Source organism: Mucilaginibacter lappiensis (assembly GCF_050433765.1).
GTDB lineage: Bacteria > Bacteroidota > Bacteroidia > Sphingobacteriales > Sphingobacteriaceae > Mucilaginibacter > Mucilaginibacter lappiensis_A.
Genome location: NZ_JBNPWP010000004.1, coordinates 534,286 through 555,241, shown reverse-complemented (window position 1 = coordinate 555,241; position 20,956 = coordinate 534,286). Strand labels below are relative to the sequence as shown.

15 protein-coding genes are annotated in these 20,956 nt (G+C 41.5%); 9 read left to right on the top strand and 6 right to left on the bottom strand.

The window, feature by feature from the left end:
- Nucleotides 1-4: 4 nt before the first annotated feature.
- The 6 genes from M2273_RS15465 to M2273_RS15440 all read left to right on the top strand — a co-directional run bounded on the left by M2273_RS15465 (nt 5) and on the right by M2273_RS15440 (nt 6,690).
- Nucleotides 5-205: a hypothetical protein gene (locus M2273_RS15465; protein ID WP_429398354.1), complete on the top strand. Its 201-nt coding sequence runs from the start codon at nt 5-7 to the stop codon at nt 203-205.
- A gap of 270 nt (nt 206-475) precedes the next feature.
- The gene (locus M2273_RS15460) at nt 476-994 is read left to right on the top strand and encodes a DUF2911 domain-containing protein (RefSeq protein WP_429398352.1); all 519 of its coding nucleotides are present in this window, start codon (nt 476-478) and stop codon (nt 992-994) included.
- A gap of 141 nt (nt 995-1,135) precedes the next feature.
- Nucleotides 1,136-2,230: a DUF3810 domain-containing protein gene (locus M2273_RS15455; RefSeq protein WP_429398350.1), complete on the top strand. Its 1,095-nt coding sequence runs from the start codon at nt 1,136-1,138 to the stop codon at nt 2,228-2,230.
- A 422-nt stretch (nt 2,231-2,652) separates the two neighbouring features.
- On the top strand, nt 2,653-4,842 hold the full coding sequence (locus M2273_RS15450) for a penicillin acylase family protein (protein ID WP_429398348.1): 2,190 nt from the start codon (nt 2,653-2,655) through the stop codon (nt 4,840-4,842).
- Nucleotides 4,843-5,014: 172 nt separating this feature from the next.
- Nucleotides 5,015-6,013 carry a sugar phosphate isomerase/epimerase family protein gene (locus M2273_RS15445; protein ID WP_429398346.1) on the top strand — a complete coding sequence of 333 codons (999 nt, stop codon included), beginning with the start codon at nt 5,015-5,017 and terminating at the stop codon, nt 6,011-6,013.
- Between the two features lie 245 nt (nt 6,014-6,258).
- On the top strand, nt 6,259-6,690 hold the full coding sequence (locus M2273_RS15440) for a DoxX family protein (RefSeq protein WP_429398344.1): 432 nt from the start codon (nt 6,259-6,261) through the stop codon (nt 6,688-6,690).
- Nucleotides 6,691-6,875: 185 nt separating this feature from the next.
- On the opposite strand, the gene M2273_RS15435 is transcribed toward M2273_RS15440, so the two are convergent.
- From M2273_RS15435 to M2273_RS15415, 5 genes are all read right to left on the bottom strand, one after another.
- Nucleotides 6,876-7,151 carry a UBP-type zinc finger domain-containing protein gene (locus tag M2273_RS15435; protein WP_429398342.1) on the bottom strand — a complete coding sequence of 92 codons (276 nt, stop codon included), beginning with the start codon at nt 7,149-7,151 and terminating at the stop codon, nt 6,876-6,878.
- Entirely contained in the window at nt 7,151-8,812 is a 1,662-nt protein-coding gene (locus M2273_RS15430; protein WP_429398340.1) for an FAD-dependent oxidoreductase, read from the bottom strand. Before M2273_RS15430 ends, M2273_RS15435 begins: the two co-directional genes overlap by 1 nt.
- Nucleotides 8,813-8,950: 138 nt before the next feature.
- A complete protein-coding gene (locus tag M2273_RS15425) occupies nt 8,951-10,351 on the bottom strand; it encodes an ATP-binding protein (RefSeq protein WP_429398338.1) in 1,401 nt (466 codons plus the stop codon).
- Between the two features lie 150 nt (nt 10,352-10,501).
- A complete protein-coding gene (locus tag M2273_RS15420) occupies nt 10,502-11,245 on the bottom strand; it encodes a LytR/AlgR family response regulator transcription factor (protein WP_429398336.1) in 744 nt (247 codons plus the stop codon).
- Nucleotides 11,242-12,312, bottom strand: coding sequence for a sensor histidine kinase (locus M2273_RS15415; protein ID WP_429398334.1), 1,071 nt, complete (start codon nt 12,310-12,312; stop codon nt 11,242-11,244). The genes M2273_RS15420 and M2273_RS15415 overlap by 4 nt, the downstream gene beginning before the upstream one ends.
- A 275-nt stretch (nt 12,313-12,587) precedes the next feature.
- Here M2273_RS15415 and M2273_RS15410 point away from each other — a divergent pair, with 275 nt between their 5' ends.
- Nucleotides 12,588-15,431 (top strand): TonB-dependent receptor, encoded by a 2,844-nt coding sequence (locus M2273_RS15410; protein WP_429398332.1) that lies wholly within the window; start codon nt 12,588-12,590, stop codon nt 15,429-15,431.
- Nucleotides 15,432-16,000: 569 nt separating this feature from the next.
- Here the strand turns inward: M2273_RS15410 and M2273_RS15405 are convergent.
- A complete protein-coding gene (locus M2273_RS15405; RefSeq protein WP_429398330.1) occupies nt 16,001-17,236 on the bottom strand; it encodes an outer membrane protein in 1,236 nt (411 codons plus the stop codon).
- 141 nt (nt 17,237-17,377) lie between these two features.
- Here M2273_RS15405 and M2273_RS15400 point away from each other — a divergent pair, with 141 nt between their 5' ends.
- Together M2273_RS15400 and M2273_RS15395 are read left to right on the top strand one after the other, a co-directional pair.
- On the top strand, nt 17,378-18,247 hold the full coding sequence (locus M2273_RS15400; protein WP_429398328.1) for an AraC family transcriptional regulator: 870 nt from the start codon (nt 17,378-17,380) through the stop codon (nt 18,245-18,247).
- 284 nt (nt 18,248-18,531) lie between these two features.
- Nucleotides 18,532-20,952 carry an ABC transporter permease gene (locus M2273_RS15395; RefSeq protein ID WP_429398326.1) on the top strand — a complete coding sequence of 807 codons (2,421 nt, stop codon included), beginning with the start codon at nt 18,532-18,534 and terminating at the stop codon, nt 20,950-20,952.
- The last annotated feature ends 4 nt before the right edge of the window (nt 20,953-20,956 follow it).

Genomic DNA, 20,956 nt, shown 5'->3' with positions numbered 1-20,956 from the left:
CATTATGAAACCCGCTGATAAACATTATAAATTTATAAACTGTAGAACTGGTTATGTAATTTATTATCATTCCATTAGCAGCGAACGCTCCGCCGAAGAGATTAGGGCCGAACTGCAGGAAGTAAGATGCAAGGTGGCTATTCAAAACGGCCTTTATTTTGAATCAGTTTACTGGGAAGAGATGAGGGAAGACGCTGAAGTGTAATGTAACTATAGCCCCCCGGTAAAAGTTGCAAAAAAAACCCCTGCCTTGCGGCAAGGGTCAAAAAAACCACAACAATTGTTTAACCTTTTGGCTATGAAACCCTAAGGTCAATTCCTAACTGCAATGTGATCTTCTTCCTATTAAACAGTGCTGTATATCAAATTGTTTGTGTATTTATTAGGATGTACTAATTTCACTTTATTTATCACGCTAATGGATAATCAAACAAATTTCCTCTTATATTTATACCATTAAATTATGAAAAATATTATGAGAAGAACATTCCAATTTAAAGCTGCGTTGCTTTTTGCAGTTACCCTGTTTGTAAGCAGTATGGTATCTGCCCAAGATAAAAAGCCCGCAAGTCCGCATGACAGTACAACTGCTGTTGTGGCTGGTTCAACTATCAAAATTAAATATGGCAGCCCTTATGTAAAAGGCCGTAAAGTATTGGGCGGAATTGTGCCTTACGATAAAGTATGGCGTGCCGGTGCCGATTCGGCAACCAGTATTACAACCAGCAAAGCTATAAAGGTTGAAGGTAAATCGCTTCCGGCAGGCAGGTATGCATTTTTTGTAATCCCATCTGAAAAGGGAACATGGACCATTATTTTTGATAAAAATCCAAAACAATGGGGTGCTTATACGTATAAAGAAAGTAATGACCAGTTAAGGGTTACTGTTAAAGGCAAAACTATTCCAAAACAGGAAAGCCTTACCTACGCAATTGATAAAGGCGGGTTTAACCTGAAATGGGATACATTTGAAGTGCCTGTTTCTGTAAAATAAAGATTTTTTTAATTGACCTGATCACATTAAAGCCTCGTTTACGGGGCTTTTTTTATGGCTTATGGTTGGGTTTATTATCATTACAGGTATCAGTTTAAATATTAATTTAGCAAACTCCTATTAGCTATATTTACACTATCAATGCATTACAACCTCAGCAAAAAACCTTTATTAAAAAGAACAGTTGTCATATTATTATTAACACTGGCTATTTTTATACTAATGCAGTTGGCAGGTTATCCTGCTGTAGTTGAGCGTTATTATTCCAGTGGCTTTTATATATTCATTTGCAGAGTTTTTCATCCGGTTTTAAGTTTATTTCCATTTAGTGTTGGCGATATATTGTACATAACAGTAATAGGGTATTTAATTTATAAAATCATCGGGGTTTTTAAACTGCTTTTTAAAAAGCAGTTTAAAAGGATAGGTATGGTATTATTAGGACTGGTTATTGGTGTACAGGCAGGCGTGCTGGCTTTTTATCTTTTTTGGGGGATGAATTATTTCAGGCCATCGGCAGCCGAGCGGCTTAATTTACGGGATACCTCCTTTACAACTGCCGACCTGAAAGCCGTAACCAAATTGCTGATTGATAGTGCCAACGCTTCCCGGGCGCGGGTTACCGCCGCGGATATGGCCCAAACAAACAGCGCTATTTATCATACCGCCGTACAGGCTGTAAGTTCACTTTCTGCCGATTCTGTTAATTTTCGGTCCTACCATCCCGATATTAAACCATCACTGTTAACATTCTTGTTAAACTATATTGGTACATCGGGCTATTATAACCCTTTTACCTCCGAGGCGCAGATCAATTACCAGATGCCCATTTTTAACCGGCCGTTTGTGGCCTGTCATGAAATGTCGCACCAGATGGGTTATGGGGCCGAAGATGAAGCTGATTTTGCCGGTTTTGTGGTCGCTATAAGATCGCGGGACAGGTTGCTGCGTTATTCGGCCTATCACCTGGCGGTTAGTGAATTTATGTACTCATTAGGCAGGTGCGATACGCTGGCCCATAAAGAATTGAAGGCCCTGCTTTCAAAAAAGGTACATCAGGATTATGTGATTGAGCACAATTACTGGCTATCATATGAAAATAAGCTGGGTGCAATTAGCAGCGTTTTTTATGATAACTTTTTAAAGGCAAATAACCAGCCACAAGGCCTTGAAACCTATAACCGTATGGTACTGCTGGTAATGGCCCGCGAGCGTGATCACTGGGTTCGTGATTAGTTTAAATAGTCGAAATGTTATTGTGCCTGGATTTACTGCCTGCTAAGACCAATGAACAATTGAACTAATGAACCATTGAACCAATAATAAAAAAGTGCGTTCCGTATCTCACCCCGGAACGCACCGCAATATCATATCAAACGATATTGAATCAACTAAATCTCAGATATCATGCTTAATGAGTACCCAAGCTCTTATATATTTACTGATGGTTCAGCTTCAGTAAACAAAATTTTATTACTTTGTAGCTATGCTGTTTTTTGAGCTTAATCATCCCGCTCCGTATTAATTATAAATAATTGAATAGGAACGGCGGGGTATTATAAATATTATAGCTTAAGCGTCAAATTTACTGTTATTATTAAAACACCCTTTAATTTTATATCTAAAAGGCCTTTTTGACAGGTAAAAATATTGTTACTATGAAACCTTATTTAATTTTTGCTTTAATATTTTCGCCGGTAATAGCTTTTGCTCAAATATTTAACCCGCAGGAGATCAAACGCGCGGAGACCCAGGCAAAAATGGTAACCATCATTAGGGATAACTGGGGTGTGCCGCATATTTATGGGAAAACGGATGCTGCAACAGTGTTTGGATTAATGTATACGCAATGTGAAGACAACTTTAAAGGTATTGAACGCAATTATCTTTACCAGTTGGGACGGCAAACCGAAGCCGATGGAGAAAATAGCTTATATACCGATGTGCAGTTGCAACTGATTGCCGATAGCGTTGATGCCATTAAAGATTATAAGGCCAGCGCGCCGTGGTTTAAAAAACTGATGGATGCTTTTGCCGATGGTATTAATTATTACCTGTACAAACACCCTGAAGTAAAACCCAAAGTATTTAAGCGGTTTGAACCCTGGTACGCTTTAATGTTTACCGATGGCAGCGTGGCTGCGACAGAAACCGGTGGTATAAAATTATCAGAAACGCAGAATTTTTATAATGGGGGCAGCGAAAAACTTGGCGCGTTGATCAACAAGCCCACACCAGTTTATGATATGGTGAACGAGCGGGAAACCGGATCAAACGGCTTTGCTATAGCACCATCAAAGTCGGCATCAGGGCATGCTTTGTTATATATTAACCCGCATGTGCCCTTTTATTTTCGCAGCGAGGTAGAGCTGGTGAGCGATGAAGGGCTTCATACCTACGGTGCGGTTACCTGGGGGCAATTTTTTATTTACCAGGGATTTAACCAGCACTGCGGCTGGATGCATACCAGCAGCTACGCCGATGTAGGTGATCTGTATGCCGAAAAGGTGAGCAAAAAAGATGGCAAATGGTATTATGAGTATGATGGATCGCTTAGGCCTGTTACCACCCGCAAACTGGTACTGAGCATTAAAAAGGGCGATCAGTTAGAACAGCGGTCTATAACAGGTTATTATACCCATCATGGCCCTGTATTGGGCAGCAGAGATGGTAAATGGCTGGCGCTGAAAGCTAATAACCGCTCCTATAACGCGCTGCTTGAATCATGGCTAATCACCAAAGCCAATACGCTGGCCGAATATAAAAAGGCAATGGAGCTGGTATCAAACACATCAAACAGCACGGTTTATGCCGATGACAAAGGAAATATCATATTTTGGTATGGCAATTACATTCCCAAACGTAATCCCGCATTTAACTGGAGCCTGCCTGTTGATGGCAGCACCCCTGCAACAGAATGGCAGGGTATACATGCGCTTAAGGATATCATAACCGATATGAATCCCGCGACAGGCTGGATCCAGAACTGTAATTCCACACCCTATACTGCATCAGGAACAAGCAGCCCCGATAAAAACAAATACCCGGTTTACATGGCACCCGATGGCGAAAATTACAGGGCCATTACAGCCATTAAATTATTAAAAGATGCGGATCATATCACCCTCGATGGGTTGATAGCCAAGGGGTACGATCATTACCTTGCTGCTTTTGATGACCTGCTGCCGCCTTTGTTTAAGGCTTATGATAATGCCCCTGATTCTATTAAAAAATCACTTGCAGAACCTATAGCGTTATTAAAACAATGGGACAAACGCAGCGCGGCAAACTCTGTGGCCAGCACCCTGGCCATTGAGTGGGGAACCCTTATGATGAAAACCATGCCGCCGCCTCAAACTGATCAGCAAAGCACATTTATTACTCAACGTGTTAAAAAACTTTCACAAACAGACGGCGTGCAACAACTCCAATTTTTGGCCGATGTTTTAAAAAACCTGCAAAGCCGCTTTGGCAGGTGGAAAATACAGTGGGGTGATGTTAACCGGTACCAGCGCCCTGCCGATGGTATTACGTTTGATGATGCCCTGCCAAGTATTCCCGTTGGTGCAACCGGGTCGGGCTTTGGGCAGTTGCCATCATTCCAGAGCCGTACTGTAAATACGCAAAAGCGCTATGGATACTCAGGCAATAGCTTTATCGCGGCCATTGAGTTTGGGCCGCGCATAAAAGCCAGGAGTATAATGACCGGGGGACAGTCTTTTGATCCTTCCTCAAAAAACTTTACCGATCAGGCACAGGGATTTATTGATGGGAAGTTTAAAGATGTGTTGTTTTATAAAAGTGATGTACTTAAGCACGCTCAAAAAACCTACCATCCGGGCGATTGATTACTTAGCAAACTATGTTTAAGTTTTTGGGGTTTGAGTAAAATATAGTTGTCATGCGCCACTCCTGGTAATGTGGTTGTTTTATTAATCTCGCAGCGATGCCAGGTGGCCAACTTTACTCATTAAAATTCAATGCAGCTTTATTATATTGCATTACCAATTTATAAAGCCTATGAAAACCATCAGCCGTAAAAAGTTTATAACTACAGCCGCGCTGGTTACTGCCGGCATCCCGTTTGGCCTGAGTGCTTTAGGAAAGGGAGCACTTGCCCCGGTAACTTTAAATAATAACGGAACTAATAACACATCTGCTGCCGAAAAAATTAAGGTAAGTATATTCTCCAAACATCTGCACTGGCTTAACTATACCGATATGACTGCACTGGCTGCTGAAATGGGTTTTGATGGTGTTGACCTAACCGTAAGGCCCGATGGTCATGTGCAGCCCGAAAATGTGGCTGCAGATTTGCCCAAAGCGGTGGCCGCAGTTGAAAAGGCCGGGTTAAAAGTATACTCCATAGTAACCAACATTAAACAGCCCAACGAAAAGTATACGGTGGATATTTTAAAGGCAGCATCAGCATTGGGTATAAAATATTACCGCACAGCCTGGTTCAATTATAATAATGCCATTACTGTTCCGGCCAATTTACAGGTAATTACCAAACAGTTTGCTGGTTTGGCTGCTTTAAATAAACAATATAATATTCACGGCGCTTACCAAAACCATTCGGGCGACTTATTTGGTGCATCCATTTGGGACCTTTGGCTGGCACTTAAAGATCTTGATCCAACTTCGATAGGCTGCCAGTACGATATCAGGCATGCCACTACCGAAGGGGCCGATACCTGGGCTACATCTATACAACCACTTGTGCCACATATTAAAACAACCAACATCAAGGATTTTTACTGGGAGAAAAAGGATGGTAAATGGCAGGTAAAAAGCGTTCCGCTGGGTGAGGGGATGGTTGATTTTAAAAAGTATTTTGCTGTTATCAAACAAAACAACATAGGAGGACCACTGAGCTTACATTGTGAGTATGAAGCTTTGGGCGGTGCGCAGGACGGCGCCAAACAAATAACTATCAGCAAACAGGAGTTTACTACTGTTGTGCAAAAGGATTTGACTACGTTGAGGGGATGGTTAAAAGACAACGGGTTGTCATGATCAATGGTGTAGCGTAAAGACCCAGGTGGCTCGAATGTCATCCCGAACGAGGTACGGGGAGGAATCTTATACACGGGATATGCTCATCGTATACGGTCGAAATGACAACAAGTGAAGAAAAATAATTTGCATTTATAACGAGTTTGTTACTATATTTAGTAAAAGTAAAAGCATGCCTTTTAACCCAATAAAACCGCTGCTTACTTTATAACCAATAACACCTTATAAAAAGAAAGGAGGCTGTCATGAACTTAGTTCATAAAATTGAAAACTGGGGCGACACTCATCACCCTAAGATACTTGACCTGGTACGAATTGCGCTTGGTGTATTTTTATTGTTAAAAGGTATAGCGTTCATGGAAAATACGGCATACCTGAAAAATATAATTGATAGCCAGGATGTAATTGACCTGTCGCCTATTGTGTTAATAATCCTGGTTTATTATGTAACCTTTGCCCACATGGTTGGGGGGATACTGATAGCTTTGGGTATATTAACCCGGTTGGCATCCATTATTCAAATACCCATAGTTTTGGGCGCTGTATTTTTAACGGGTATTTTTCAGGAAGCCATTAATACTATGGCTTGGCCGTCCATTACCGCACTGATCCTGTTGGTACTGTTCACCATATTGGGTTCGGGGCCAATTTCTTTAGATAAATATCTTTCGGAGTAGTAAGTATTGCAGAAGCCTCACCTAAACCCTCTCCAAAGGAGAGTACTTTACTTGAATGTTCTTATTTTATGGTTTAAGGGCGGTTAAGAATCATGATAATACTTTAATCCAATGAATCATGGTTCAGACGAAATCATGGTTCAGACAAAAATCAGCGAAATCGCGCCAATCATTTAAATCAACGGTCAATATCCTGTTACCAGTTCATCAACATAACACCATAGCCAGCGTTCGCCGGGCTCGGCTGATGTGACCACCGGGTGACCACTTGCCTGGAAGTGTTTGGTCATGTGCGTATTGGGCGAACTATCACAGCAAAGGGTAACACCACAGGTTTGGCAGGTACGCAGGTGCATCCACGAGGAATGCGTTTTTACACACTCCTCGCAAACGTGATCCTGCGGTTGTTTTATATCAGTAATGGCAGCCAGGTGCTGGCATATTTCATCTTCTTCCATCATTAAACCTCGGCTAAATATTTATGTACAAAACTAATGGCCATGGAGCCTTCGCCTACGGCTGATGCTACCCTGTTCATGGCTCCGGCGCGTACGTCGCCAGCGGCAAATATGCCGGAGCAGCTGGTTTCCAGTAAAAACGGATCGCGTTTAAGTTTCCATATTTTACCAAAGCCCTCATAGCTGCGCAGTTCGCGGCCGGTTTCAATAAAATCCTTATTGTTTTTTATAATGTCGAGCTTTATCCAGTCGGTATAAGGTTTTGCACCGATAAAAATGTACAAGGCATTAGCCTCTTTAGTAACCTTTTTCTGTGTTTTACAATTTAACAGTGTAAGCTCCTCAAGGCAGTTGGTGCCATTGGCTTCAATAATTTCAGTATCAGGTATAACTTCAATATTGGGGGTATCACCTATTTGTGTTATCAGATAGGCCGACATGGTACTTACCAAACTATCCTTGCGGATCACGATGTACACATTTTTGGCAAATTTGGATAGGTGCATAGCAGCCTGCCCTGCAGAGTTACCTCCGCCAATTACATACACCTCTTTACCGGTACAGGCTGTGGCCTCGGTAGTAGCGGCACCATAATAAATGCCTGCTCCTGTATAGTTTTCAACGCCTTTTACCTCCAGCTTGCGGTAATCAACACCGGTAGTAATTACCACGGTACGGCTGATGATCTCGGGACCGTCATCCAGAACGATGGTTTTATAGCCATCTTTTTGTTTGATATCGCTTACTGATTGGGGCGATAGAAACTCGGCGCCTAAACGCATGGCCTGGCTTATGGCGCGCCTGGTGAGGTCGGCCCCGCTTAAACCTGCAGGGAAACCCAGGTAATTTTCAATGCGCGAACTGGTACCTGCTTGTCCGCCGGGTGCTTTACGCTCAATCAGCAAAGTTTTTAATCCTTCTGATGCACCATAAACAGCCGCGGCCAGTCCGGCAGGTCCGGCACCTATTATTACTACATCATAAACATCAGTAAGTGTTTGTGGGTTTTTCTCCAGCTTTTCGGCTATGGCCCTAATGGTTGGTTTTGCTATATAACTGCCATCTTCAAAAACTACCAGTGGCAGGCAATCAGTTGTTAAATTGTTCAATGCCAAAAGGCTGCCTGCATCAATGTTCTTTTCAACATCAAGCCAGCGGTAAGGTATCAGGTTACCAGCTAAAAAATCTTTTATCTGGTGCGATTGTGGCGAAAATTGGTAACCTACCAGTTTAATGCCCACAAATTCGGGTACATAATTATTTTGCCAGTCTTCGAGCAGGTCATTTATTACCGGAAAAAGTTTTTCCTCGGGCGGGTCCCAGGGTTTCATCAGGTAATAATCAAGCTGCACATCATTAATGGCTTTTATAGCGGCCTCGGTATCAGAGTAAGCCGTAAGCAGTACACGTTTGGCATCGGGATATATTTTTTTTGCTTTCTCCAAAAATTTAACCCCCTCCATTTCGGGCATGCGCTGGTCGCACAGGAACAAGGCGATCACATCCGAGCTGTTTTTAAGCTCAGTAAGGCTTTCAAGGGCTTCGTTTGCCGATGTTGTACTCAATATTTTGTACTCTTTACCATATTGCGATCTTAAATCGCGGCTTATGGACCGCAGTACCTGCGGGTCATCATCAATGGAAAATATTATAGGGCGGCTCATAGGGGTGTTTTTCTAATAGGTAAATAATTAATATTTTGTTTAGTATCGAGTAATTAGTATCAAGTATCAAGTTGTGGGGTTATTAGTACAGTGCCATTTGAATGCTGTCTTGATACTTGATACCAGCTACTTGATACGCTATCCGTCAATCAGGAAACAAACACTAAATACAGTATGGCCCGGCTCCGATTTTACTTTTATGGAGCCACGGTGTTGTTTTACAATACGTTGTACAACCTCAAGCCCCATACCGGTACCTTTGCCCATTTCTTTGGTAGTAAAGAATGGGTCGAATATCAGCGTTTGTATATCGGGCGGAACTCCAGGGCCATCATCAACTATAAAAACTTCAACAAATTCACGGTCGCGGCGGGTTTTAATGGTCAGTGTACCTTTGCCGGCCGGTTCCATAGCATCAATAGCATTGTCAATCAGGTTGGTCCATACCTGATTAAGTTCACCAATCAGGGCCTTTACTTCGGGCAGTGTTTCATCAAAATCTTCAACAACGTTAATATTTCCTTTCCTTATCTTATAACCAAGCATGGTAAGCGTATTGCGAATGCCTATGTGTATATCGGCATATTGCTTATCCTGCGCACGATCCATGTGGGTAAATGTTTTAACGGAACTTACCAGCTCGGCAATGCGCCTTGCAGACTCCTGGATGTCCCTGACCATTTTTTCGGTGACCAGCATATCACTTATCCAGTTTAGTACATGCATTAAGTTACCCTCGGGTGTATGTTTTTTAAATGCTTCCAGCGTATCAATGGTAAAATTAAAATCAACAAAGCTTTCAGCAATGTCATATCCATTTTCTACTTCATGCTCATCAAGCCATTCAATTATTTCATCTTCGCGCTTTGTACGTTGTTTAAGGCTTAGCCGTGTAAAGTTTTTCTCGTCGAGCAACTCAAACAGGCTTTTGGTGATAGCAGTAACCTGTTCAGGTTCAATTTTCATAGTAAATATGGCCTTAATACTTTCGGGTTCCTGCTCCAGGTGTTTTTTTAATGTCAAAGAATCGCGAACGATGGCCGATGCCGGGTTGTTTAACTCATGCGCAAGCCCGGCCGATAATTTACCCAAGGCCATCATTTTTTCATTCTGCTGCTGTAGGGCAGTAAAATCACGTACACGGGTGGTCATGATATTTACCAGGGCCTGTGTAAGCTCGTAATGATTTTTTATCATTTCGGGTATCATCTCGGTATTGAAGCTGCGTAATTGCAACCTGCCAATAGCCTGTGCATACCCCTTTGAAATTTTGCCCCTTGAAAAGGGAAGGTACCCCGTAACGTTACCCGGGCCCACTACCGTAAATTCGCGCCTGAAACCACTTTGCAGCATAAAAAAACGCATGCTGCCATCTACGGTTATATGAGGTCCGCTCATAGGTTCACCAGGTTGCATCAGGAATTCTCCATCTTCAAATATGTTATCTTCACTATTATCTAAAAGCCATTGCAGCTGCTCTTCAGGTACACTATTTAAAATTTCGAGTGATTTTAGCCAGGACGCGGTTACTGTTTGCATGTATTAAAATTAGCTATTAATATTCAACGGTTTTATTGGCACTTACAAAAATAGCGCACATATTAAACCCAGCAAAATTGCTTTTGCTAAAATACGGATGATTTTTAAATTGAATAGCTAAACGGGTTATAAGTTACATTAACGCGTAAATTATAGCCACTTGCTCAGGAACTGACCAAAGGCTTCCTTGTACTGATCGCCAACGGTAATATTTATTTTGCCAATTTGCAGGGCGTTACGGGTAATGGAGTTTATTTTATCAAGCGAAACGATGAAAGAGCGGTGCACACGCATAAAACGTTTGGCGGGCAGTTTTTCTTCCAGTGCTTTTAAGCTGGTGAGTGACAGCAGTGGTTTCTCGGTATTTTGAAGATATATTTTTACATAATCTTTGAGGCCTTCCATATACAATATGTCCTTCAGGGCAATGCGTACCAGCTGGTATTCTATCTTTAAAAACAAGTACTCATCTTCCATACGCTGCTCATCAACTGCCAGTGAAGCCGTATTTGAGCGTTGTAACAGTTCTACATAGGTTAAGGCTTTATTAGCTGCATGTAAAAACTCCTCATAATTAAAGGGTTTAAGCAGGTAATCAAGCGCGTCAACCTTGTAACCCTCCAGTGCAAACTGGTTATAGGCTGTAGTGAAAATAATACGGGGCTTGTTCGGGCCGCGGCTATCCAGCACCCGGGCCAGTTCAAGGCCATTTAAATTGGGCATTTGTATGTCCAGAAAAATAAGGTCAACCTTTTTATCCTGCAGGCCCACCAATGCCTCAACAGCGCTTGAGTAGCTACCGGTAAGCTTTAAAAATGGGGTTTGCTCAATAAAGCTGCAAACCAATCCGAGTGCAAGGGGCTCGTCATCAACTGCTATACAATTCAATATCATGATAGGTTGAGCGTTAGGTGAACGGAATAAGTGTTAGTAGCAGTATCTTCATTGATGAGCAAATCATATTTATTGTGATAAAGCAGATCGAGCCGGCGAATGGTATTGGTAAGGCCTATGCCCTTGTTTTCTTCCAGATTTGCATTATTTTCTTTAAATATACTGTTCCTCACTATTAGTTCCAGCTGATTGGCATGTTGCTCAATACTAATGAAGATACTGCTGGGCAGCGTGGCGCTAATGCCATGTTTAAAAGCATTCTCCACAAAGGGTAAAAATATCATAGGGGCAACGGTTGTGCCATTTATTGTGTCAGGTAAATTAAATGTTACGGTAACCTTATCGGTAAGCCGCAGTTCCATTAGGCTGATATAATCTTTTATAAATGCTATTTCCTGACTAAGTTGGGCCGTGCCATGCTGGGTATCATACAATACATACCGCATCATGCGCGATAGCTGGTGCAGCGCCTTGCGCGATGTATCTGCATTTACCAGCGTTAGGGCGTAAATATTATTAAGGGTATTAAAAAAGAAATGCGGGTTGATCTGCGCTTTCAGGAATGACAGTTCGGAACTTATTTTATCCTGTTCCAAAGCCTCGCGCAGGCGGATATCGCCCTGCCACTTTTGAATGGCGGTAATGCTGGTGCTTATGCCAAGTACTAACGCGATTATAGCTATCACGGCAACATCAAAATCATGATTTTTTCCACGGCGTCTTGGCGGACCGTGTTTGTGAAAAGCTGTGTCAATAAGCCGGTGCATATTAAGCCAGTCATCCACAAAAGCGTTCAATAAAACTATAACGCCTACCAAAGCAAGTATATACAGGAAATATATACCAGTACGGTTCTTTAATAAATATTGCGGAACAAGTATCCTGGCATTAATATAATAGGCTGCTATCAGCGTACTTAAAACAAGTACCTGCTTTATCCAAAACTGGTAGGGTAATTCAATATTCCATGTTAACGGCTGGTACAAGAACAGCGAAACACTCAATACTACCCATGTAAGTACATGAATTAGTATGGTTATAAAGTTACTTTTTGATTTGAGGCTCATTTATTACTTGCGGCTGTTGTTAAATTTAAGTATATAATTTGTCAATAATACTAATCAATATGGGCATCAACCAATCATAATCGCTCAACAGGCAAAACTTACCGATGAGCGGCCGATGCTGCTCTTTTAAACAGATTGTTACATAAACGAGTTTTGATCATGTGCTTTTATAGGGTAAAATCTGGCCCTTATCTATGTTCTCCTCTTGTAGGTCTATTCTGTTTTTTATAATAAAAGTGGTGGTGTTTTTTTGTGGCTAATCATATCACCATAAAATGAAATTTCTATACGTACTCATAGCCGCTGCATTTTTGCTTAACCTTAATACCTACGCCCAAAGCGGTCGTGAGGTTAGCGGAACGGTGCAGGATTCAACCGGGGTTACTTTGCCCGGCACCACTGTACAATTGCTAACCGGTACAGACAGTACCACCGTAATTACCAATGCTAAAGGTGGTTTTGTTTTTAACCCGGTAAAGGCCAACCAGTTTAGTTTGGTTGTAAGATCAATAGGTTACAGAGCCTTAAAACGCAGGTTTATTTTAAATGCCGATAATAAGCCCGTAACGCTGGCACCCATCATCCTGAAAACCGAAACTTACATGTTAAACACAGTTACTATTGCCGATGTAAACCCGGTAAAGTTAAAGGAAGACACCATTGAATTTAATGCCGATGCTTACAAAGTACGTGATAATGCACCTGTTGAGGATGTTTTGAAAAAACTGCCTGGTGTTGACGTTGATAAAGATGGAAATGTAACCGCGCAAGGCAAAAGCGTAACCAAAGTAAGGGTGAACGGTAAGGACTTTTTTGGGGGAGATTTGAAAACAGCCACGAAGAATTTACCTGCCGATATTGTACAAAATATACAGATCATTGATGATTATGGCGATCAGGCTAATTTAACGGGTGTAAAAACCGGTGAGCCTGATAAGGTTTTAAACATTACCATAAAACAGAGTAAAAACTACGGTTACTTTGGCCAGGCCAGTGTGGGCGGAGGCAAGGATGCCATACCCGGCATAGCCAGCGATAAAGAAGGGAACCGCTATGTGGCCCAGGCAAACGTGTTCAGTTTTAGTGGCGATAGGCAGTTGGCCTTTTTGGGCAATTTAAATAACACCAATACCAACCTGTTTAGCTTTGGTGCCGGTGGTCCACGGGGTGGTGGTCCTGGTGGGCCACCCGGAGGAAGGAATAGTTCCTCAACCAATGGTATAACCACTGCCCGCTCATTTGGATTTAATTACCGCGATAGCTGGAGTAAAAAAATAACGGCCTATGGTAGTTATAGTTTTGCCGATAATTCGGTTTTTACATTGAGCAATACTATTCAAAATAACCTGTCGCCCAGCAACCCAAGCACCAGTACGCAAAACAGTTCGCAAAATGATGAAAACCTGAATCACCGCTTTAATTTTAATATAGAATACAAGCCCGATACAGTTAATTATGTAAAGATAACCCCATCATTTGCCTACGCCAAAGTAAATAGCACGCAGGCAGGCAGCAACAGCCTCATCAATAATGCCGAAACAATCTCCAATTATAATTTTAATACCCTGAGTAATTCGTCTGAACCAAATTACGGGGCCAACATATTATTTAACCACCGGTTTAACGGTCACGGGCGTAATTTGAGTTTAAATGTGGGTGCCGGCAGTTACAGCATTAACAAATACCAAAACCCGGTTTATACTTATATTGAAGGAGCCGCAAACGCGCCGCTTAACCAGTTCATTAATACCGATAGCCGTACCGATAGTATTGGTACCACTTTATCGTTTTTAGAACCGGTAAGCAAAAGGGGGTATCTGGAACTGAACTATGCCTATCATTATGCCTATACCACTGCCGATAAACTGACAGATACACTGGCCGATAATGGCAATCGTGAGCCGTATGATCTGTTGAGCAATAACTATAACTCCACCTTCATCACCAATCGCTTTGGGCTTAACTATCGTTTTATTGCCAAAAAGTATAATTATACCTTAGGTGTGGTGGCCCAGCCATCGGTTTTAAAGGGCCAATCGTCAATGGCAGGGACGTCAACCAATATCAGCATGTTTAATTTTGCGCCTACGGCAAGGTTCATTTATAATTTTTCGCGCAATCAGTCATTAAGCTTTAATTATAACGGCAGCAGCAGCCCGCCAACCTATACCGAGCTGCAGCCGGTGACCGATTTTTCGAACGCATCATACCCGGTACAGGGTAACCCTGATCTGAAACCGGAGTTTAATAATAACCTTTCTATCAAGTATAATAAGTTCAATTTCGAAACCGGGAACGTGTTTTTCAGTAATTTTTCGTTCACCAAAACCGATAATAAAATTGTGGCCAATACCATTAACTACCCAAAAGTTTACGCGCCTGATAGCAAGCTGGCCGGTAGTATATTAACACAGTATTTAAATGCAGATGGCTATTATTCGGCTTCGGGTTTTTATGTGTTTGCAAAGCCCTGGGAAAAAAGAAAGTATAATTTATTTTTTATTGGTAACATTTCGTACAATAACAACGTCTCATATATATCTAACGTAGATGCTGATACCTATCAAATGACTACAGAGAAAAACATCGCCAAAAACCTGGTGCTATCGCAAGGCGTACGCTTTCGCGTTAGCATTGCTGATGTTATTGATGCGGAGGCCAGTACCTCCTACAGCATTAACAAATCAAATAACTCCGTAAGCCAGGCCAACATCAATAATAATTTCAGGATGCTTAATCTGGGGCTTAATGGTAAAAACTATGTATGGAAAAACTGGACTCTGAGCTACGATTACTCCAAAGTATTGTACTATGGTTATACCGGTGCTACCAACCCTAACATACTGAATACCTATATAGAACGCAGGTTTTTAAAACAAAACATTGGTACGCTCCGTTTATCAGCAATGGATGTATTTAACCAGAATACCGGTTATACCAGTACCCAAAGCGGAAGCTATGTAACACAAACTAATTCGAACCGTTTAGGGCGATACTACCTGCTTACATTTACACTTAAACTACAGAAATTTGCCGGAAAAAGGCCAACCATGGGAGGACCAGGGGGGCCAGGCGGACCACCACCTGGCGGCGGCCCCGGAGGACCGCCACCGTTTTAAGACTGATAAAGCCTTGAAAAATATTTAAGACCTTACCATCCCTGAGAAAGGTGGTGAGATAGATCAAACATGAGGTTGATCTGGATTTAGTTGATGTTATTGATTTATTCAATAACCGGGCGTTCCGGGGGTGAGATACCGGAACGCTTTTTTATTTAGTTGATATACGTAGATTGCGTCATTTAAGTTTGATAATTTTCAGTTTTTATATCAGATTATTGTTCCAGAGCGAAAGCGCATTTGCTAACGATTGATGCTGCATTTACTAAATATAACGAAATAATAAAAAGCTACACGTAACGCGTGCCAAATTCTGTTCATAAGGCGTTTAACCCCGTTTATTTAGGTTTAAAACAATAAAAGCAATAGTTTAAATTAGGTTGAGTGTGTATTGAACACTAACAAATATAAACTATTGCTTTTAAATCACTCAATCGATTGTGAAAAAAAATATACTTTTTTTTGCCTCTAATAAAGTGGCCTTAGCTACAAAAAATTATAATGAATGTTTGCCCTGATATTGATCAACACAATAGCACATTTGTAGCCGGTTCCAGGTTGTTTTATTATTAAAACGAATAATTTAAGCCTGCCTGAATGCTGCTGGCCACTATATCATATTCCGCGGCGTCTGTAAAAGGGGCCGAAGCGCTGTATGATACAAAAAGGTCATATTTTTTATTAAGTACTATACCAACTTTTAGCGGAAATGAAGTCCACCCTTTAGTAACTTTCGGATCAGCATGTGCAGCACTTACCTTATTGTCATAATTAATGGTAACGTAATTATCTTTATATCGGGATATGTTTAACGAAGCACCCGCGGCACCATAAAACTTAAGATGGTCGGTATTATAAAAATTATATAACAGCTGGGGTATTATTGATAAGGTATATTGGTCTAACTTGTAATTATAAGTGGCTCCATTTAGTGGTACACTTGCATTAATCCTGTTAGCCCAAAAAGCGGCTTCAATCCTGAATATAAACCTGCCTACATTTGGATTGGCTAATACGTTGAGCCCGGCTGCTATCCTTGGAAGCACCGATGTTGAGTAAGTGTAAGTTGTTGAAGAAATTAAGCTTTCGGTTTTTATTATTCCGACATTTACACCAATGCCCACAAAAAATATAGTGCCTTTATTAAGCGGAGAAGCCTTTTTAATTTCCTTTTTACTAATACGGTTAATAATGCCTGTTATGAGCTCTATATCAGAAAGTTTATAATCGGCCCTTTCGGTTTGTATTTTTAAGACCTCGTTGTCAACATTATATTTTATGGCCAGTGCATACAACTGGCGCATGTATCCATTTTCGTTTACAGTTTTTCCGCCATCGTCATATAGTCGATAAACCAACTCAATGGGTTTATTGTCTGTGTTTTCTGACACAAAAAAGTGGTTCTTTGAGCCCTCGAAATATTCGTAAAGCGTTATGCTTTTACCTTTCTGAATAACTTTCAAAAATAAAGAATCGGTAATAGTGCTGGTATCGCGGCCAACGGTCATTGAATTTACATTGACACGGTCGATATTAAGTGTTCCAATATGTCGCTGATAGGACTCAAAGCCGGTTACATCAAAAAATGAAATATCAGCGGGTCCAAGGCTATGGGTATTGTTTCCATCAGCGGTTGTTTTGAAATTAATTTTCCGTGGATTGGTTGCCCATTCGCGCATGTCAATAAAGCCGCGTAAAGTATCGCCTTTAACGGTTATAGCGTAGCCTGGTTTATAATTGCTTTGGGCGTAAGAAAAAAAAGGTAATAATAGAGCAGGTAATAATAATTTGTAAAAGTGTTTCATTCAGATTGGTTTAGGTTTGAAATCGGCGGCAAGATATTAAAATAATAATAACAATCATTTTACAATGATCATCAGAATTAAAAATGAGCTATTTTTACATTTTTTATATACATTTACCCCTTCAATTGTAAATTAAGTTGAATGAAACCTCTTTTACTAAAAGTTTCTTCGGGCCCTGCGCACTCATTTAGCGTAAGGCATGATGTGTTGCCCGATATAAATAACAGGTGGCATTGCCATCCTGAGCTTGAACTGATATATTTTAAAAAAGGCAGCGGGACACAGTTTATTGGTGATAGTATTAAGCAGTTTAAAGCCGGTGATATGACCCTGGTTGGATCAAACCTGCCACACTACTGGCGTTTTGATGATGCTTATTTTCATCACGACGAAAATGTAAAGGTGGAGATGATCGTGGTGCATTTTTGCGAAAACTTTTGGGGCGACCAGTTTTTACAACTGCCGGAAAATAAACTGATAAAAGTTTTACTGGAACGGTCAAAAAGGGGCTTGCAAATAACAGGCGGCACTAAAGATAAAGTAGCCGATCTGCTGGCGGCTATGCTGAATACTGATGGCGCCGACAGGATCATCATGCTGCTTAAGGCCCTCAATACCGTGGCCACTACCAACCCGGTAAACTACCTTACATCCATTGGTTTTAAATATGACCATAACGAATCAGAGAACGACAGGCTGAATAATATTTATGAATACTCGGTACGTAATTTCAGGAAAAAGATATACCTGGACGAAATAGCCGAAATAGCCGGGGTAAGTTCCAACTCATTTTGCCGGTACTTTAAATCCAAAACCCGCAAAACGTATTCGCAGTTCATTATTGAGATCAAGGTGGGCTATGCCTGCAAACTATTGATTGAAGACAAGCTGAACATTAAGCAATTGTGTTACGATAGTGGATTCAATAACTTTTCGACCTTTCATAAACATTTTAAACAGGTAACCGGCAAAAGTCCGCTCATGTATCAAAAGGAGTTTACCAAGAATTGAATGCCTGATTTAAACTCCTGGAAAGGAGAGGGCTTAAAAAGTATTATAAGTATCGAACATGCATGAAAAAAGTTGGCCTGTCATGCTGAGCATGTCGAAGCATCGTGCGCAGAGGCCACCCCACCATGCTTCGACAGGCTCAGCATGACAGCCTTTGTTTTACTTGTTCCTAATGAGATTATTTTGCACCAATGCCGCGCCCGTTATTTTGTAACACCCGCGGCAATGAACGGGATTGAACTTTACCAAAAAACCTTATATTTAGCATTCAACCTTTGCACTTTATGATTCGTAACATCCTACTGGTTACTTACCGCAACCTGGTAAAAAACAAAATATACACTTTTATTAATGTAACCGGTTTGGCACTGGGTATGGCGGCTTTTATACTCATTACCGCGTTTGTGAATTTTGAAAAAAGCTTTGACCGCATCCACCCAGATGCAGCTCACATTTATCGTGTTGAGAGTCAGTTTTACCGTGGAAATAACCTTACCGATAGCTGGCCCACCAGCACCAATGGTTATGCTACAGCCATGAAAGCCAACCTGCCCGAAATTGCCTCATACGCCCGTATTAACTGGAGCAATTCAGAAAGGGTGGTGAAATATAACAACACCAAATACCGTGAAACACATGTTTGCTTTGCCGACAGTAACTTCTTTAGTTTTTTTGCCTATCCGCTGGTAAAGGGCGACCCCTTAACGGTGCTTAAAGAGGTAAATACCATGGTGATTTCGCAATCGGCAGCAAAAAAATATTTTGGCAATGCCGATCCTGTGGGCAAGTTCCTGGATATAACTACCCTGAGCGATAGTTACCATTGCATGGTTACCGGTGTGTTTAAAGATATCCCGGCTAACTCCACTATGCAGTTTAGTTTTTTGATATCATGGGCTACCACACCAAAGTTTTTGAAAGATTTTTGGTATCAGCACGAAAACTACACTTTTGTAAAGCTTAACCCCGGGGCCAGTGCTTTGGCGGTAGAAGCTAAATTTCCGGCACTTGCGGAAAGGTATAAAACCGGCCCGTCGCTAAAAGACCTGAAATGGGGTATCCAATTGGTACCACTTACCGATATTCACTTAAACCCGGCAAAACCAAATGAAGTTGAGGTTAAAGGCAACCGCTTCGCGGTTAATTTTTTAAATGTAATAGCTTATATCATCCTGCTTATAGCCTGTATCAATTATATTAACCTGGCCACAACCAAATCAGTCGACCGGGCTCGTGAGGTAGGTATCCGCAAAGTAAGCGGGGCGCACGCATCACAACTTATTCTCCAGTTCCTGATGGAGTCTTTCATTATCAACATAGCTGCCCTGTTTGCGGCCATTATACCGGTGATGGGTGCCCGCTATGGCCCGCTGCATTATTTATATGATAGCAATACTTATGGACTGTTGTTTGATGGCGCATTATTATTAAAAATAAGTGCTGTGTTTTTAGGCTGTATTTTAATATCGGGCATTTACCCGGCTACAGTGCTGGCCCGCTTAAAACCTATAGCGGTGCTTAAAGGGCGATTCGCGTTTTCAAAAAGCGGGGTGTTGTTGCGCAGGGTGATGGTGGCTTTTCAGTTTATGGCATCTGTACTGCTTATTGCCGGTACCTTTGCGGTTTATAGGCAAATTGTTTATATGAGCAGCCAAAGTACCGGGGTAAATATTAACCAAACCATCGTTATAAAAACACCGGTAAATACCAGCAATTACGCGCAAAAAACCAATAGCTTTAAAAATACGCTGCTGGCGTTTCCCGGTGTAAAAGTGGTTACATTGTCGGGTGCGGTACCAGGTAAGGAGGTGGGCAAATTTTTAGCCAACCGGCGTTTTGGTGCGCCAAAATCAGAGGAGCGCACCTATGAAATGCTGCGGGTTGATCATGATTTTATGCAGGCCTATAATATGCAACTGGTTGCAGGCAGGGCCTTTGATAAAAGTCGCCCTGCGGATTCAACCGGAATGGTGCTTAATGAATCGGCAGTAAAACAGTTTGGTTTTAACTCCCCGCAGGATGCCATCGGTAAAAAAATATGGATCGAAACTTTAGAAAAACGGCCAAATGAGATCATTGGTGTGATAAAGGATTATCACCAGCAATCGCTGCAACAAAAATATACCCCGGTAATATTGTTCATGGACCCCGGTTTGTCATGGATCCCGGCCGATTATTTTTCGGTTAAAGTAAGCCAGCATAACATGGCCCAAATGGTGAACAACATTAAAGGTACCTGGGATAACAACTTTCCCGAATCGTCATTTGATTTCTTTTTCCTTGACGATTTTTATAACCGACAGTATAGCCAGGAAACCCAGTTCGGCCATGTGTTTACCCTGTTCTCATCACTGGCTATATTTATAGCTTGTATTGGTCTTTTTGGCTTAACCGCCTACTCTGCGGCCCGCCGCACCAAAGAAATAGGCGTACGCAAAGTTTTGGGCGCATCGGTACAAAATATCATTTCCCTGCTTACCTGGGATGTGGTGAAGCTTATACTGATATCAAGCCTGTTTGCCTTGCCTGTTGCGTACATATTTATTAACCAATGGCTTAATAATTACGCGTTTAGGGTAACACTAACCTGGTGGCAGTTTGTGCTGCCAGTATTTGCTTTAATAAGCATCGCGGTAGCAACTACGTTCTATTTAACATTTAGGGCGGCGTTGGCAAATCCTACTTCATCGTTGAGGAATGAATGATATC